13 protein-coding genes are annotated in these 15,391 nt (G+C 64.3%); 4 read left to right on the forward strand and 9 right to left on the reverse strand.

From position 1 onward, the window contains the following. The first annotated feature begins 181 nt into the window (after positions 1-181). Together C0Z18_RS11665 and C0Z18_RS11670 are read left to right on the forward strand one after the other, a co-directional pair. Positions 182-1,144 (forward strand): chemotaxis protein CheV, encoded by a 963-nt coding sequence (locus C0Z18_RS11665; RefSeq protein WP_102645574.1) that lies wholly within the window; start codon positions 182-184, stop codon positions 1,142-1,144. Positions 1,145-1,277: 133 nt separating this feature from the next. After that, positions 1,278-2,504, forward strand: a complete 1,227-nt coding sequence (locus C0Z18_RS11670) for an AAA family ATPase (RefSeq protein WP_102645575.1) — start codon at positions 1,278-1,280, stop codon at positions 2,502-2,504. A gap of 241 nt (positions 2,505-2,745) precedes the next feature. Here C0Z18_RS11670 and glmS read toward each other — a convergent pair whose 3' ends face one another. The 5 genes from glmS to C0Z18_RS11695 form a co-directional block, all read right to left on the reverse strand. Further along, a complete protein-coding gene (glmS, locus tag C0Z18_RS11675) occupies positions 2,746-4,563 on the reverse strand; it encodes a glutamine--fructose-6-phosphate transaminase (isomerizing) (RefSeq protein WP_102645576.1) in 1,818 nt (605 codons plus the stop codon). Positions 4,564-4,666: 103 nt separating this feature from the next. Continuing rightward, positions 4,667-6,028: a bifunctional UDP-N-acetylglucosamine diphosphorylase/glucosamine-1-phosphate N-acetyltransferase GlmU gene (gene glmU / locus C0Z18_RS11680; RefSeq protein WP_102645688.1), complete on the reverse strand. Its 1,362-nt coding sequence runs from the start codon at positions 6,026-6,028 to the stop codon at positions 4,667-4,669. Positions 6,029-6,138: 110 nt separating this feature from the next. After that, positions 6,139-7,137 carry a tRNA 2-thiocytidine(32) synthetase TtcA gene (gene ttcA, locus C0Z18_RS11685; RefSeq protein ID WP_102645577.1) on the reverse strand — a complete coding sequence of 333 codons (999 nt, stop codon included), beginning with the start codon at positions 7,135-7,137 and terminating at the stop codon, positions 6,139-6,141. Next, positions 7,134-7,535, reverse strand: coding sequence for a dihydroneopterin aldolase (locus tag C0Z18_RS11690; RefSeq protein ID WP_102645578.1), 402 nt, complete (start codon positions 7,533-7,535; stop codon positions 7,134-7,136). The genes ttcA and C0Z18_RS11690 overlap by 4 nt, the downstream gene beginning before the upstream one ends. A gap of 73 nt (positions 7,536-7,608) precedes the next feature. Further along, positions 7,609-8,430 (reverse strand): SDR family oxidoreductase, encoded by an 822-nt coding sequence (locus C0Z18_RS11695; RefSeq protein ID WP_102645579.1) that lies wholly within the window; start codon positions 8,428-8,430, stop codon positions 7,609-7,611. Between the two features lie 13 nt (positions 8,431-8,443). Between C0Z18_RS11695 and C0Z18_RS11700 the strand changes: the two genes are divergently transcribed. Then, positions 8,444-9,664: a class I SAM-dependent methyltransferase gene (locus tag C0Z18_RS11700; protein WP_102645580.1), complete on the forward strand. Its 1,221-nt coding sequence runs from the start codon at positions 8,444-8,446 to the stop codon at positions 9,662-9,664. A gap of 75 nt (positions 9,665-9,739) precedes the next feature. On the opposite strand, the gene C0Z18_RS11705 is transcribed toward C0Z18_RS11700, so the two are convergent. From C0Z18_RS11705 to C0Z18_RS11720, 4 genes are all read right to left on the reverse strand, one after another. After that, positions 9,740-10,984, reverse strand: coding sequence for a multifunctional CCA addition/repair protein (locus tag C0Z18_RS11705; protein WP_102645581.1), 1,245 nt, complete (start codon positions 10,982-10,984; stop codon positions 9,740-9,742). Next, positions 10,981-11,631 carry a glutathione S-transferase family protein gene (locus C0Z18_RS11710; RefSeq protein WP_102645582.1) on the reverse strand — a complete coding sequence of 217 codons (651 nt, stop codon included), beginning with the start codon at positions 11,629-11,631 and terminating at the stop codon, positions 10,981-10,983. Before C0Z18_RS11710 ends, C0Z18_RS11705 begins: the two co-directional genes overlap by 4 nt. A gap of 104 nt (positions 11,632-11,735) precedes the next feature. Further along, positions 11,736-12,692: a complex I NDUFA9 subunit family protein gene (locus tag C0Z18_RS11715; protein ID WP_102645583.1), complete on the reverse strand. Its 957-nt coding sequence runs from the start codon at positions 12,690-12,692 to the stop codon at positions 11,736-11,738. 77 nt (positions 12,693-12,769) lie between these two features. Beyond that, complete coding sequence (locus C0Z18_RS11720) at positions 12,770-14,755, reverse strand: lytic transglycosylase domain-containing protein (RefSeq protein WP_102645584.1); 1,986 nt, start codon at positions 14,753-14,755, stop codon at positions 12,770-12,772. 20 nt (positions 14,756-14,775) lie between these two features. Here C0Z18_RS11720 and C0Z18_RS11725 point away from each other — a divergent pair, with 20 nt between their 5' ends. Further along, positions 14,776-15,384 carry a 5-formyltetrahydrofolate cyclo-ligase gene (locus C0Z18_RS11725; protein WP_102645585.1) on the forward strand — a complete coding sequence of 203 codons (609 nt, stop codon included), beginning with the start codon at positions 14,776-14,778 and terminating at the stop codon, positions 15,382-15,384. Positions 15,385-15,391 lie beyond the last annotated feature (7 nt).

Genomic DNA, 15,391 nt, shown 5'->3' on the forward strand with positions numbered 1-15,391 from the left:
TTCCCCCTTTCGCAGCAACGCGCAGCGCGATCGTCGGTCAATTCAACCCTGATTTTCCCGCATCGCGAAAAATGTAACGGGCCCTTAGCTTTTGCCGCGCGCCGCCGTCAACCAGATTGATGGCGCATCCCAAGTAACGAGCAATCGGGGATGCCGGTCGGATTTCATATTGAGGGCACGCATGTCTACCCACGACATCATGCACGATGAGCGCACGCAGCTCACGAGCAAGAACAAGTTCGAACTTCTCCTGTTCCGTTTGGGAACGGCACGCCCCGGCACCGCGCCGGCGCTATACGGCATCAACGTTTTCAAGGTTCGCGAAATCATTACGAACCGCGAAATCACGCCGATCGCCGGCGCCCCGGAAGTCGTGAAGGGCGCGATCGACATTCGCGGGCAAATCATCCCCGTGATCGATTTGTGCCGGTTGACGGGCAATACTCCGTCGCGCGAGCCGAACATCTTGCTGATCACCGAATTCGCGCGCACGACGCAGGCGTTCGCGGTGGAAGACGTGGACGACATCGTACGGCTCGAATGGAGCCAAGTGCATCCCGCGGAATGCGCGGGCGGCACGGGCTACATCACGAGCATGGCGCGGTTCAACGGCGATTCGGGCGAGTTGCGCTTGGCCCAGGTGCTCGACGTCGAGCAAGTGATGCGCGACGTGTTCCCCGAGCAGCACCGCGACGTCAACAAGGCGGAACTCAGCGCGGAGGTGAACTATGCCGCCGTCGGTGGGGGCAAGATCCTGGCCGCCGACGACTCGGCGTTCGCGCGTTCGTTGCTGGATCAGGCGCTCACGGCTATCGGTGCGCCGCACGTGATCGCCAACACCGGCGAAGAAGCGTGGCAAATGCTGTTGCGCTATGCGGACGAGGCCGAGAAAGAAAAGGTGCCGGCGCGCGACAAGATCGCGCTCGTGATCACCGATTTGGAAATGCCCGAAATGGACGGCTTCATGCTGACGCGGCGCATCAAAGCGGACGAACGGCTCAAGCATATTCCCGTCATCATTCACTCGTCGCTGACGGGTTCGGCAAACGAAGCGCACGTGAGGAACGCGGGCGCCAACGGGTATGTCGCGAAGTTCGCGCCGCAGGAGCTGTGCGCGGCGATTACGGAGGCGTTGGCTTCGTAGTATCGGTGGGCGGCTGTGCCTCGAGTGGGCAATCGCGCTCACTCATCGTTTCGAGTGAGGGACGTGCTGAGGTAGCAAGGTAGAATCGGACCTCGCTATTCATCACGTCGATCAATGGGACGAGGAGAGCACATTGCCGAAAGCAAAGGCACCTAGGCTGACCGTTAAGCGCTTCGGCCCAATTGCGCAAGCCGACGTCGCATTCGGCGACTTGACGGTGATCATCGGCCCTCAGGCGACCGGTAAAAGCCTGTTTCTCCAAACGCTGAAGCTGCTCGTGGATCGAGACCAGATCCACGACATGTTCGCGCATCACAACATGTCGTTCGGCGGGCGGGAGGAGGCATTTCTCGACGCCTACTTCGGCCGAGGCATAGCGAGCGGATGGAGTCGCCATTCCTCGATGAGCTTCAACGGAAAGGCGACAACCCTTGGCGAGCTCGCTCGGCCGAGCAAAAGTAAAACGCGCTACGAGCGACTGTTCTACATACCGGCGCAACGTGTCATGAGCTTGCCGGGAGGCGTATCGCAAAACTTCGGTACGTTCAATTTCGGCGACCCCTATGCACTGCGTGCGTTCAGTGATGCGGTTCATAACCTCATTCAGAACGAATTCGCGGCGAAAGGCGAGTTGTTTCCCGCGCCGAATCGATTGAACGCCGTTTTGCGCCAACCGATCAGCGACCAGTTGTTCGGCCACAGCAGTCTCGTGATCGACGAAAGTGAATTCACGAAGCGCCTCGCTTTGCAGGTGCCCGGGCAAAAGAAGGCGTTGAGCTTCCTTTCCTGGTCCGCGGGCCAGCGAGAGTTCACACCGATGCTCATGGGGTTGTACTGGCTCTGCACGGTCACGCAAAAGCGCAAGTCCGGATCGAATGCCAAGGAAACGATCGATTGGGTCGTGATCGAGGAGCCCGAGATGGGCCTCCATCCCAAAGGCATACAGGCCGTTCTTCTGCTCGTGCTGGAGTTGATGAGAAGAGGTTATCGCGTCGTTGTATCGACGCACTCTCCGGTCGTTTTGGAGATGGTTTGGGCACTGCAGGAATTCAAGAAGCTGAGTGCCGACGAAGGCAACGTGAGAAAGCTTTTCGAGCTGGCAGCCGTACCTTACGCAAAGGAACTGGCCGGCGCGGCGCTCGCTAAGGACTACCGCGTGTATTTCTTCGACCGGAGCGGTGAGTCACACGACATCTCGCAGCTCGACCCGACCGCGGAGCATATCGACGAGGCGGAATGGGGCGGATTGGTCGGCTTTGCCTCAAAAGTGAATGCCGGCATCGCGCAAGCGGTCAATGAAGCGGATGTGAAGAAGCGGCGGTCGAAAAAGCATGTAGCCGCGAGGACGGAGGGACGATGAGCCGCGACCGCAAGAACAAGACAAAAAACGCTGTCGTGTCGTCTCAATTCGAGAGGGCGGCATCCCGAGCCGGAATTGAGGCGCAAAAGGGAAAACATGCGATCAAGTCCGAATATCGAGCCGCCATATTCGAGGCAGGTCAAATTGCCGTCGTAACCGCAGCCTCTCCGCCGACGGGCCGATAATCCGGCCCCGGATGCGGAGGTGATCGGCGAACATTCAAGAGCCGATCGCCCCCCCCTCACTCCACCGTCACCGACTTCGCCAAATTCCGCGGCTTATCGACATCGGTCCCACGTGCGCAAGCCGTGTGATATGCGAGCAACTGCAACGGCACGACATGCAGGATGGGCGAAAGCATCCCATAGTGCTCAGGCATCCGAATCACGTGCATGCCTTCTTCGTTGACGATCTTCGTATCCGCATCGGCGAACACATAAAGCTGGCCACCGCGCGCCCGCACTTCCTGCATGTTCGACTTGAGCTTTTCGAGCAGCGCATCGTTCGGCGCAACCGTCACCACCGGCATCGCTTCCGTCACGAGCGCCAAGGGCCCGTGCTTCAATTCGCCCGCCGGATAGGCCTCGGCGTGGATGTACGAGATTTCCTTGAGCTTGAGCGCCCCTTCCAGCGCGATCGGGTAATGCAGCCCGCGCCCGAGAAACAGCGCGTTTTCCTTGCGAGAAAACTCCTCCGCCCAAGCGATGATTTGCGGCTCGAGCGCGAGCACGCTATTCAACGCAGCCGGCAAATGGCGCAAGTGCTTCAAGTAATCGGCTTCCTTCGCCGCATCCACGCGCCCACGCAGCTTGCCGAGCGTCACCGCCAAGGTGAACAAGCCGACCAACTGCGTCGTAAACGCCTTCGTCGAAGCAACGCCGATCTCACGCCCGGCGTGCGTCAAGAACTGCATTTCGGTCAAACGCACCATCGCGCTCGTGCTGACGTTGCACACCGCCAGCGTATGACGATGGCCGAGCTCCTGCGCATGCTTGAGCGCAGCCAGCGTATCGGCCGTCTCACCCGATTGCGAAATGACGACAACGAGCGCCTTCGGATTGGGCACCGATTCGCGATAGCGATATTCGCTCGCGATTTCGACCTGCGTCGGAATCTTCGCGATCGATTCGAGCCAGTACTTGGCCGTCGATCCCGAGTAGTAGCTCGTGCCGCACGCGAGAATCAAGACGCTGTCGATCTCGTCGAAAGCTGCGGCCGCCGGCGCGCCGAAGAGATCCGGGGTAAACGCGTCGCCAGCCGGGATCGTGTCGGAAATCGCGCGCGGCTGCTCGAAGATTTCCTTCTGCATGAAGTGGCGATACGGGCCGAGCTCCACCGCGCCGCCATAGGCTTGCACGGTACGGATCTCGCGTTCGGCCACGTTGCCGTCGCGATCGCTGATGCGCACGCCCTCGCGCGTCAGCTCGCAGACGTCGCCTTCCTCGAGGAACATGAACTGCTCGGTGCTGCCCGCCAGCGCGAGCGCATCCGACGCCAGGAAGTTCTCGCCCTGCCCCACGCCCACGACGAGCGGCGAGCCTTGGCGCGCACCCACCACGGTATGCGGCTCGTCCTTATGCATCACTGCGATCGCATAGGCCCCGTGCAGTTGCTTGACGGCTTCGCACACCGTTTCGTACAAGTTGCCGCTATACAGGCTGTGGATCAGGTGCGCGATGACTTCCGTGTCGGTCTGCGAGACGAATTCGTACCCCTTGCCGCGCAGCATCTCGCGCAACGATTCGAAGTTTTCGATGATGCCGTTGTGCACGAGCGCAACGGTATCGCGCGAAAAAATCGGATGCGCGTTGTCGGTGACGGGCGCGCCGTGCGTCGCCCAGCGCGTATGCGCGATACCGGTCACGCCTTCGAGATGCCCTTGTTGCACTTGCGCATCGAGGTCCGCCACACGCGCGACGCTGCGCGCGCGGCGCGGCTCGCCGCCCGCCAGCACGGCGACGCCGCACGAGTCGTAGCCGCGGTATTCGAGGCGGCGCAATCCTTCTACGAGGACGGGAACGATATTACGCTGCGCCACGGCGCCGACGATGCCACACATGGGAATTCTTCCTTTCGCAAATCTTGCTGAGTTCTTCAATCATCCGGCCCGCTCGCGCCCGCGTCCGTGCGCAAGCGCATGCGGGGCGGCACTCGCACGGCGCTTAGCTCTTTTTCTTGACCGGGCGCACGTAGCCGTCCCGCGTCACTTGCGTCTTTTCGTTGAGTACGAGCGTGCCTTCGGGCACGTCCTTCCATACCGTCGTTCCGGCGGCGATCGTCACGCCTCGGCCCACGCGCACGGGCGCCACGAGCTGCGTGTCCGAACCGACGAAGACGTCGTCTTCGATGATCGTGCGGAACTTGTTGGCGCCGTCGTAGTTGCAGGTAATCGTGCCGGCCCCCACGTTCACGCGCGCACCGATATCGGCGTCGCCGATGTAGGTGAGATGGTTCGCTTTCGAACCTTCGCCGAGCGTCGCATTCTTCACTTCGACGAAATTGCCGACATGCGCTTGGTCGCCCAGCGCGGCGCCCGGGCGCAGCCGCGCGTACGGACCCAATACGGCATTGGCGCCCACGCGCGCGCCCTCGATATGGGTGAACGGCTCGATCCGCGTGCCCGAGCCGATCGTCGCGTCGCGCAGCACGCAATTCGCGCCGACGGTCACGCCATCGGCCAACGTGACCTCGCCCTCGAACACGCAGTTCACGTCGATCGACACGTCGCGGCCGCACGTCAGCGTGCCGCGCACGTCCAGGCGCGCCGGATCGATCACCGTCACGCCGCCGGCCAGCAATTCGTCGGAGACGTTGCGCTGATGGATGCGCTCGAGCTCCGCCAGTTGCGCCTTGCTGTTCACGCCGAGCGTTTCCCAGACTTCGTCCGGCTGCGTCGTCACGATGTCGAAGCCCGCTTCGATCGCGTGTTCGACGACGTCGGTCAGATAGAACTCACCCTGCGCGTTGTCGTTGCGCAGCGCGCCGAGCCACATCGCCAACTGCGCCGTGGGCGTCACGACGATGCCGGTGTTGATCTCGGCGATACGCAACTCGTCCGCCGTCGCATCCTTTTGTTCGACAATGCGCGTCACGTAGCCGCCCGCGTCGCGCACGATGCGGCCGTACCCGTCCGGATCGTCCAACGACACCGTCAGAATGCCGTAGCGCCCCTCGACGGCGGCATCGGCCAGGCGCTTGAGCGTGGACGCTTTGGTGAGCGGCACGTCGCCATAGAGCACGAGCGTGGGAAGCGCCGGGTCGATGAGCGGCAGCGCCTGCTGAACGGCATGGCCCGTACCGAGTTGCTCCGCTTGGAGCGCGAACGCGATATCGGGTGCCGCGACGGCTTCGCGAACGGCATCGGCGCCATGGCCCACGACGACGACGATGCGCGCCGGCTGCAGCGTGCGAGCGGTATCGATGACGTGTGCGAGAAGCGGCCGGCCGGCCAACCGGTGAAGCACTTTCGGCAGCGCGGAGCGCATGCGCTTGCCGGTGCCTGCAGCCAATATGACGATGTTCATGGCATCGGCGAAAAACAAAGAGACAAAGTGTGTGAGTTTAGCATGCAGCCATCCCCGTCAAGGCCACGCGACGCAAGGCTCCGAGCCGCGTCGCGCGGCGCCCGAACGCGTCAGAGTTCGTCGAACGGAACGAACGAAATGGCCTGCCCGTCGCCGGGCTCGGCGCCGGTCCCGGTGGCGCACGGCTCGTCGTCGAACGCGATGTCCCCGAGCGGATCGGCTTGCCCCGTCGCCCGCAGTCCCGCGAACGGAAATAGCGACGCATCCATGAGATGCGACGGCACCACGTTCGACAGCGCGTTGAACATATTCTCCACGCGCCCGGGAAAACGCTTGTCCCAATCGCGAATCAGTGCCTTCATTTCCGCACGTTTCAGGTTGGGCTGACTACCGCACAAGTTGCAAGGAATGATCGGGAACGCACGCAATTGCGCGTATTTCTCGAGATCGACTTCCTTCACGTACGCCAGCGGGCGGATCACGATATTTTTGCCGTCGTCCGATTGCAGTTTCGGCGGCATGCCCTTGAGCTTGCCGCCATAGAACATATTGAGCAGCATCGTCTGCAAGATGTCGTCGCGATGGTGTCCGAGCGCAATTTTCGTCGCACCGAGTTCCCCCGCCACGCGATACAGAATGCCGCGCCGCAAGCGCGAGCACAGCGAGCACGTCGTCTTGCCTTCGGGTACGACGCGCTTGACGATGCTATAGGTATCTTGGTTCTCGATATGGAACGGCACGCCGACTTGCTCGAGATACTCGGGCAGCACGTGCTCGGGAAAACCGGGCTGCTTTTGATCGAGGTTCACGGCGACGATATCGAAATGTATCGGCGCACGCTCGCGCAAACGCAAGAGGATGTCGAGCATGGCGTAGCTGTCCTTGCCGCCCGACATGCAGACCATCACCTTGTCGCCGTCCTCGATCATGTTGAAGTCGCCGATCGCCTGGCCGACGAGGCGCGCAAGCCGCTTGAAGAGCTTGTTGTTCTCGTACGCTTCCTTCTGTTCGCGGCGGGTCAGCACGCGGCCCGCGCCGCCTTGATCGGCATCCGCCGCTTGCGCGGACGGCGTGGGCTCGGCGGACACGATCGACTCGTGCGCGTTCATACGGATTCCTCTTTGATGCGAAAGACTTCGACGCCCACGGCGTCGCAATCGGGATAGACGTCGGGTTTTTCCGTCGAAACGGAGACGGCGCGCACCTGCGGGTGCTCGAGCATCGCCGCGGCGACGTCGTCGCACAACGTCTCTTGCAGATGAATGTGGCCCCGTCCGACACGCGCGGCGATCGTCGAGCGCATGAAATCGTAATCGAGCACTTCGTGCAGTTTGTCGCCGACGGGCGTTGTTTTCGCCAGCGGCACGAACAGTTCGACGTTGATGACGACTCGCTGCTCCCCGCGCTTTTCGAACTCGTGCACGCCGATGTTGATGAAAACCTCGTAATTGCGCAGAAATAACCTGCGGCAATCGGCGAGCCGGGGATGCAAGAGAGCGGCAACCATGTTCTTTCCAATCAAAATATGCGCCCTTCGACGCAACAGGGCCCGATGTGGCCGGGGCCGGGGCCGGCGCGCGTTAGCGCGTCAAAAACATTACATCACGCGGCAGCGGCACCAAATGCTGGCCGCCGTCGACGACCAGCGTCGTGCCCGTCACGCCGCCGGCGCGGGCTAAATAGCAGGCCGCGGCGACGATATCCTCGGACGTCGAGGCACGGCCGAGCGGCGTGACCTGGTGCGCTCGGGTAAATTCGTCGCGCGTCTGGTCGGCCGATTGCAGCGTAAGGCCCGGCGCGATACCCACGACGCGCACCTTCGGCGCGAGTGCCTGCGCCAGCGTGACGGTCGCCGTTTGCAGCGCAGCCTTCGAGAGCGTGTACGACAAATAGTCCGGATTCAAGTTGTACAGCTTCTGATCCAACACGTTGATGACAACGCCGCGCAGCGCCTCGTCGTGCTCGGCCGCATCGGGCGTCGCCTCGTACAGCGCGCGCGCCAGTACGAGCGGCGCGCCGACGTTGACGGCCATATGCGCGAGCAGCGACGCGTAGCCGACGTCGCCAGCCGTATCTTCGTCGAACCTCGACGCGTTGTTCACGATGCAGGTGGGCCGCCCGAGCGCCCGCGTGCATGCCCCGACGAGATCCGCGGCCTCGTGCTCGAGCGCCAGGTCGGCAGCGAGCGCCACCGCGCGGCGGCCTTGGGCACGGATTTGCGCCACCAGCGCATCCGCATCGGCGCGCGACGTCCCGTAGTGGACGGCGACATACCAGCCGTCGGCCGCGAAGCCGAGTGCCAGCGCGCGGCCGATGCGCCGCGCCGCGCCGGTCACGAGAACGATGCGCGAAGGCGACGCCGGAGCGCCGGCGTCAGGGCGGGAATCGACGGAGGCGGTCATTTACAATGCCGGAATGAATCGAAATGCTCACGAACCCGCTAGTTTACCCGTTCCGCCCGCCGATGCGCTCACGGCCAGCGCCCAACTCGTCGCGCAGATCCGCGACGCGATCGCGGCCGGCGGGGGCTGGCTGCCGTTCGACCGCTATATGGAGCTCGCCCTCTATACGCCCGCGCTCGGCTATTACAGCGGCGGGGCGCGCAAATTCGGCCGCCGCGCGGACGACGGCAGCGACTTCGTCACCGCGCCCGAACTCTCGCCTCTGTTCGCACGCACGCTCGCGCGCGCGCTGGCCCAGGCGCTCGAGACAAGCGGCACGCGTCAATTGATGGAATTCGGTGCCGGCACAGGGCGTCTCGCGGCCGGCATTTTGTCGGCGCTCGCTGAACTCGGCGTGTCGATCGACTCTTATGCCATCGTCGATCTTTCCGGCGAACTGCGTCAGCGCCAGCACGAGACCATCGCGGCCTGCGGCGGCCCACTGGCCTCGCATGTGCGCTGGCTCGACGCGCTGCCCGAGCAGTTCGAAGGCGTCGTCATCGGCAACGAGGTGCTGGACGCGATGCCGGTCCAGCTATTCGCGCGCACCGGCGGCGTGTGGCACGCGCGCGGCGTAGGCATCGACGAAACGGGCGCGTTGCGTTTCGAAGCGCGCGCGCTCGGGGCGCCCGGCGTGGCGCTCTCGAAGGAGGATGCCGAGCTGCTTGCCGAGCTGGATGCGCAGATCGACCCAGTCGTGGACTATGTCGCCGAAACGCACGGCGCGGGCGCCGCGTTCACCCGCACCGTCTGCTCGATGCTCACCCGCGGCGCGGCGGTTTTCATCGATTATGGATTTCCGCGCGCCGAGTATTACCATCCGCAGCGCACCGAGGGCACGCTGATGTGCCACTACCGGCACCATGCGCACGGCGACCCGTTTCTGTACCCGGGTCTGCAGGACATCACGGCCCACGTCGAATTCACGCGCATCGCGGAGGTGGGCGTGGAAACGGGGGCGGATCTGCTCGGGTATACGTCGCAGGCTCGCTTTCTGATGAACGCTGGCATCACCGACGTACTGGCGGAAATCGACCCGGCCGACGCAGCGAATTTCCTGCCGGCGGCCAACGCCGTCCAAAAACTGTTGTCCGAAGCGGAAATGGGCGAACTGTTCAAGGTGATCGCGTTCTCGCGCGGGATCGACGGCACGCTCGACGCCTTTTCACGCGGGGATCGGTCGCACACGCTTTGAGCGGGCGCGACCGTCTACGACGGGACCCGTTAGTAGGCTCGCGTCAAACCTCGGCGGGACGACGTCCTTCGCCCCCTACTCGTCCCCGCCGCCAAGTGCCTCGGCCACCGCTTTCGCCCTCGCGCGGTGCACCGCTTCCTTGATTTTTGCCGGCTCGCCGGCGAACGCTTGCGCAACCGCGCCCGCGTCCACCGCCCGCGCCGCCGTCAATGCGACGCGCAAGCGGTCGGCTTGCGGGTACTCGCGTGCCTCGAAATTCAGCCGCCCGCGCGCATCGGCTTCGCATGCCTGCAGCGCTTCGGCGAAGCGCGCCGGCTTGCGCAACGCATCGCAGCGCTCGAACAACCGCACGAGCGCTTGCGCGCCCATCTCCATCACGCGATGGATGTTGCCGTGCTCGCGAGCGACGAGCAGCGCCAAGTCGCGGCACTCGTTCGGCACGCGCAGGCGCTCGCACATCGGCCGCAGCAAATCGACACTGCGCATCTCGTGTCCGATGTGGCGGGGCAAGACGTCATCGGGCGTCGTCGCCTTGCCGAGATCGTGCGTGAGAGCGGCGAAACGCACCGGCAACGCATAGCCCCGCGACGCCGCGTAATCCACGACCATCATCACATGCACCCCCGTATCCACTTCGGGATGGTAGTCGGCGCGCTGAGCCACGCCGAACAACGCGTCGACTTCCGGCAACACGCGCGGCAGGGCACCGCATTCGCGCAGCGCCGCGAACATCCGCGAAGGCTTGCGCTCCATGAGCCCGCGAGCAAGCTCTTGCCAGACGCGCTCGGGCACCAGTGCATCGACCTCTCCCGCCTCGGTCATCGCGCGCATCAACGCGAGCGTTTCGGGCGCGAGCGTGAAATCGTGAAATCGCGCCGCGAACCGCGCCACGCGCAAAATGCGCACGGGATCTTCCGCGAACGCCGGGCTCACGTGCCTGAAGCAGCGCGCATTCAAATCGCCCTGCCCGTCGAACGGATCGATGACGGGCCCGGCCAATTCGCCGTCGGGCCGCACTTCGCGCGCCATTGCATTGATCGTCAGGTCGCGCCGGGCCAGGTCCTCCTCGAGCGTCACGTCGGGCGCATAGTAGAACTGGAACCCGTGATATCCGGCCGCCGTCTTGCGCTCGGTGCGCGCGAGCGCGTATTCCTCATGGGTTTGGGGGTGAAGGAACACGGGAAAGTCTTTACCGACCGGGCGATAGCCCTGCGCCACCATCTGCTCGGGCGTGGCCCCGACGACGACATAGTCGCGATCGGATACAGGCACCCCGAGCAGCGCATCGCGAATCGCACCGCCTACCGCGTAGATCTTCATGCGTCGTCGTCGAGTTCGGCCAGACGGTGGGTTTCGCTGCGCGCGGCGTCGAACCATTCGCGCACGGCGGGCACGGCGCTCACGCGCTCGACGTATCCGCGCGCCGCATCCGACAGCGCCGGCGCATACGTGATGAAGCGCGACACCACGGGCGCATACATCGCATCGGCGGCGCAAAACGCCTGTCCGAACAAGAACGGGCCGCCGTAACGCGCGAGGCACTCGCTCCAGATCGAATCGATACGCGCGATATCGGCCAGCGTCCCCGGCGTAGCGCCTTTGCCGGCGCGCTGCGCGCGCACGTTCATCGACATGTTCTCGCGCAACTGCGCAAACCCCGCATGCATCTCGCTCGAGATCGCGCGCGCATGGGCACGGGCGGCGGCGTCGCGCGGCCAGATCTCATATTGCGGATAACGCTCGGCGAGCGTCTCGAGAATGGCGAGCGTCTCCCAAATCGACTGCCCGTCGTCCGTCACGAGGCACGGGACCTTGCCCGAAGGCGCGTACTCGCGAATGCGCGCTTGGGTATCGGGCTCTCTGAGCGGCACGAGCACCTCGTCGAACGGGATGGCCGCATGCTTCATCATGACCCAGGGCCGCATCGACCAGGACGAATAGTTCTTATCACCGATGACGAGTTTCATGCGCAAAGAAAATAAGCGTGGATGGATCGGACCGACTTGGCGAACGGCAATGTTGCCACGAGCATGCGATCGATGCTCATCGGCCGGACAGGCAAACGACCGCCTCAGCGTCCCGCCGTCGCCCGAAAAGCGCTGAACCGCGAACGCAGCGACGCGTCGCTTAGATACGCCGGCGCGACGGCCTCGATGGCGACGGGCTCCAAGTTCAGCTCGGCGGCGAGCGGGCCGGTCATGATCGCGTCGCGCGACATCGAATCGAGGTTGTCGCGCGTGATCAACGGCTCGCCGGGTAGCGTTTCGAACGTCAGTGCCTGCATGTACGCCAGGGCGTCGGGCAACCGCACGATGCGCGGATGCCGGTCGATCATCTCGGCGCACATCCGCACCAACGCTTCGAGCGTATAGACGGCGGGGCCGCCAAGCTCGTAGATGCGTCCATGCGCGGCGTCCAAATCGAGCGTGGCGAGGATCGCCTTGACGACGTCGCCGACGTAGATCGGCTGAAACTTCGCATCGGGCTTGGCGAGCGGCAATACCGGAAACCACCGGGCGAGCGCCGCGAATGTATTAAGAAAGCGGTCTTCCGGCCCGAACACGACCGATGGCCGAAAGACCGTCGTCGCGAGCTGCGCCGCGGCAAGCGCGGCTTTCTCGCCATCGCCTTTCGAGCGCAGGTACATACTCGGGCCGTTCGAATCGGCGTTCAAGGCGCTCAAGTGGATGAACCGATGCACGCCCTTGCCCTCGCAAGCCGCCGCGATTCGCGCGGGCAATTCCACGTGCAGCTTCGCGAATTCGGGTCCATAGGGCACGCCGCGCCGGCCGTGCAGCGTCCCGGCGAGATTGACGACGGCATCCGCGCCCTCGACGAATCGCGCGAGCTCCACGGGATCGAAGACATCGAGTTCGATCACGTCGAGCGGAAGCAAAGTGAGGTGGGCGGCTCGGCTGCGCCTGCGCGTCGCAACGCGCACGTTCTTGCCGGCGGCGACGAGCGCGTTGGATAGATGCGTACCGATAAAGCCGGAACCGCCGATCAATGCAATGGATTGATGCCGCATTTTCGACTCCCTGCTGGCGACGCTCGTCACGGCACATCGCGCTTATCGTGCGCGCCGGCCGGCGCGCACGCCCCGCTTCATTGCGCTTGAGGCAGGATGACGCCGAGCCGCGCCTTCAGCGATTGCGGACGGCCTTCGAACAGCGCCGCGTAGTAGACCGTGTTCGACAGCACGTTTTTGACGTAGTCGCGCGTTTCGTTGAACGGGATGGTTTCCGCAAAAATCGCGCCTTCGACGGGACGCTGCAAGGCAGCCTGCCATTGGCGCGGGCGGCCGGGCCCGGCGTTGTAGCCTGCCGTGGCCAATACGGCCGAACCGTCGAATTGATTGTAGATCATCGATAGATACGTCGTGCCGAGCAAAATGTTCGTATCCATATCGTTCATTTGCTCGCGCGAGAGCGGCCCGAGGCCGATCTTGCGCGCCACCATCCGCGCCGTGCCCGGCATCAGTTGCATCAATCCGCCCGCGCCCACGTCCGATTGCGCATTGATGATGAAGCGCGACTCCTGACGAATGAGGCCATAGGCCCACTCGACGTCCAAGCCCGTCGATTTCGAATCGCGCTCCACCACATCGCGGAACGGCGCCAGATAACGCAGCGAGAAGTCGTGTTCGCTTTGCGTCCGATCGGCCGAATTGACGGTGCGGTCGTACAACTGAATCCGGCGCGCGTACTCGGCCACGGCCAACAGCTGCCGGTCGCTCATGCCGCGCAGCGGCCAATTCCATTCGCGGTTGCCTTCGAGCCGTAGGTTCAGCGCATAGAAGCGGCGAGCAAGATCGAAGCCCGGCGTACGGCCGGCGGCATCGACTTCCGCGTCGGTCACGGTCGTCTTCGGCGGCAAGCTGATCTTCCGGCCGAGTTCCTCGGTGGCAAGTTGCCCGTAAAAGTCGAAGCCCGAGGCGATGCGCTCGAACTCCTGCGTGGCGAGCGCCTTGTCTTCGGGGCTGCCGCTCTTGAGCAGCGCGCGCGCATGCCAATACACCCAAGCGGGCTGATTGCGCAGCGCGCTCGGCATTTGTTCGATCGACCAGCGCACCATCGTCCAGTCGCCGGCGAGGAGCGCGCTGCGCGTACGCCACATGTAGGCGGGGTACGAAAGCGGCGCGTTCGACGAGAGCCGGTACCAATCCACCGCCCCCGGCACCTGATGGACCGCGCCTTGGTATCCGATCGTGCCCCATCCGATCGCGCGCTCGGCAAGCGAAAGCGAGGGCGCGACCGTGGCGAACGTCGCCGCCGCCGTGACCACGTCGGTTCGTGCCATCGTCGTGATCGCCAGCAACGCGAGCGCGTGCGACGCCGAATCGGGCCCCACGCCACGCGCGAGCACGAGCGGCGGGGCGCTCGTCGCTTGGTCGATGAGCTTTTGATCGGGACGCAGCGCGCCGAGCGCGTCGAACAGCCGGCTGCCGGTATTCGTCGCGTTTTGCTCGTAGGCCAGGCGAATCTGCTGCCAAACGTCGTCGTCGTTGAACTGGTGGCTCGACGCCAGCGCGGTGATGAGATCCACGCAGCCGTCGCCGTAGTATCGCGGCTCGACGAGCAGCGCGCGCGCCGCTTCGGCGACGTTCTCCCCGCGCGCGGCGCGCGATTCGAGCGCGTAGCACTTCACTTGCGTGTCGTCGTTCAGCACGAAGCGCGGGTACTGCGCATCGAAATTCTTCCAATCGTGGCGCGCGCCCAACACCACGAGGTAATCGTTGCGCAGACGATCGGCGATCGCTTCGCCGTCGTGGCGCTGCAAGAACGACAGCACGGGCTCGTCCGGCGCGTCGATGCGCGCGTGGCCGCTGCTATCGAACAGTTGGGGCCGGAGCTGGTAGTACTGAAGGTACGACGGCGCCGGATAGTTCGGGATCATCGCGGCGAGCTGCGCCGCACGCGCCGGATCGTTGCCGAGCGCCGCCTGGCGCAACTGCACGAAGATCTGGTCATCGGTGGGCGCGGCGCTGGGGCGCGCATGGCGTCCCGCGGAAGCCGTGCCGCAGGCGACGAGCCCCACGGCGGCGAGGGCGAAAGCAGCCGCGCGATATACTCGGGCAAGGCGTTTTGACATCGTGGTTCGGGGAGCAAAAATTGAGCGAAAGCATAGCACGCAACCCCTCGGCGGAATCGAAAGCCGAGCTGCGAAAACGCTTGCTCCAAGCGCGTCTCGACACGCAACGGCAGGGCCTTGCCGACATCTCGCTCGCCGCCCATTTGAACGAGGCGCTGGCAAGCTTCGCGCCCCATACCGTGGGATTTTATTGGCCCCTCGCGGGCGAGTTCGATGCGCGCGCAATCATGGGAGCATGGCTCGAAGGCGACGTGCGGCGCCAGGCCGCGTTGCCCGTCGTCGCCATGAAAGGTCAAGCGCTTCAGTTTCACGCATGGACGCCCGCCACCCCCATGCGCGTCGGCGCGCATCGCATTCCGGAACCCGAGCAGGCGCGGGTGGTCTTGCCCGACCTACTGCTCGTGCCGTGCGTGGGCTTCGACGATGACGGCTATCGCCTAGGGTATGGCGGGGGCTATTACGATCGCACGCTCGCCGCCTGGCCCGGCGTGGCCCGCCCGGTCACGGTGGGCATCGGCTACGAAGCCTGTCGTGCGCCGCTGCCGCGTGAACTGCACGACATACCGCTCGACGCGCTCGTCACCGATGCGGGCTTGTTCAAGCAACCGCGTGCGCTGCAAGTGCCATAAAGGGCGC

Origin of the sequence: Trinickia dabaoshanensis (genome assembly GCF_002879885.1) — a bacterium.
GTDB classification, from domain to species: domain Bacteria; phylum Pseudomonadota; class Gammaproteobacteria; order Burkholderiales; family Burkholderiaceae; genus Trinickia; species Trinickia dabaoshanensis.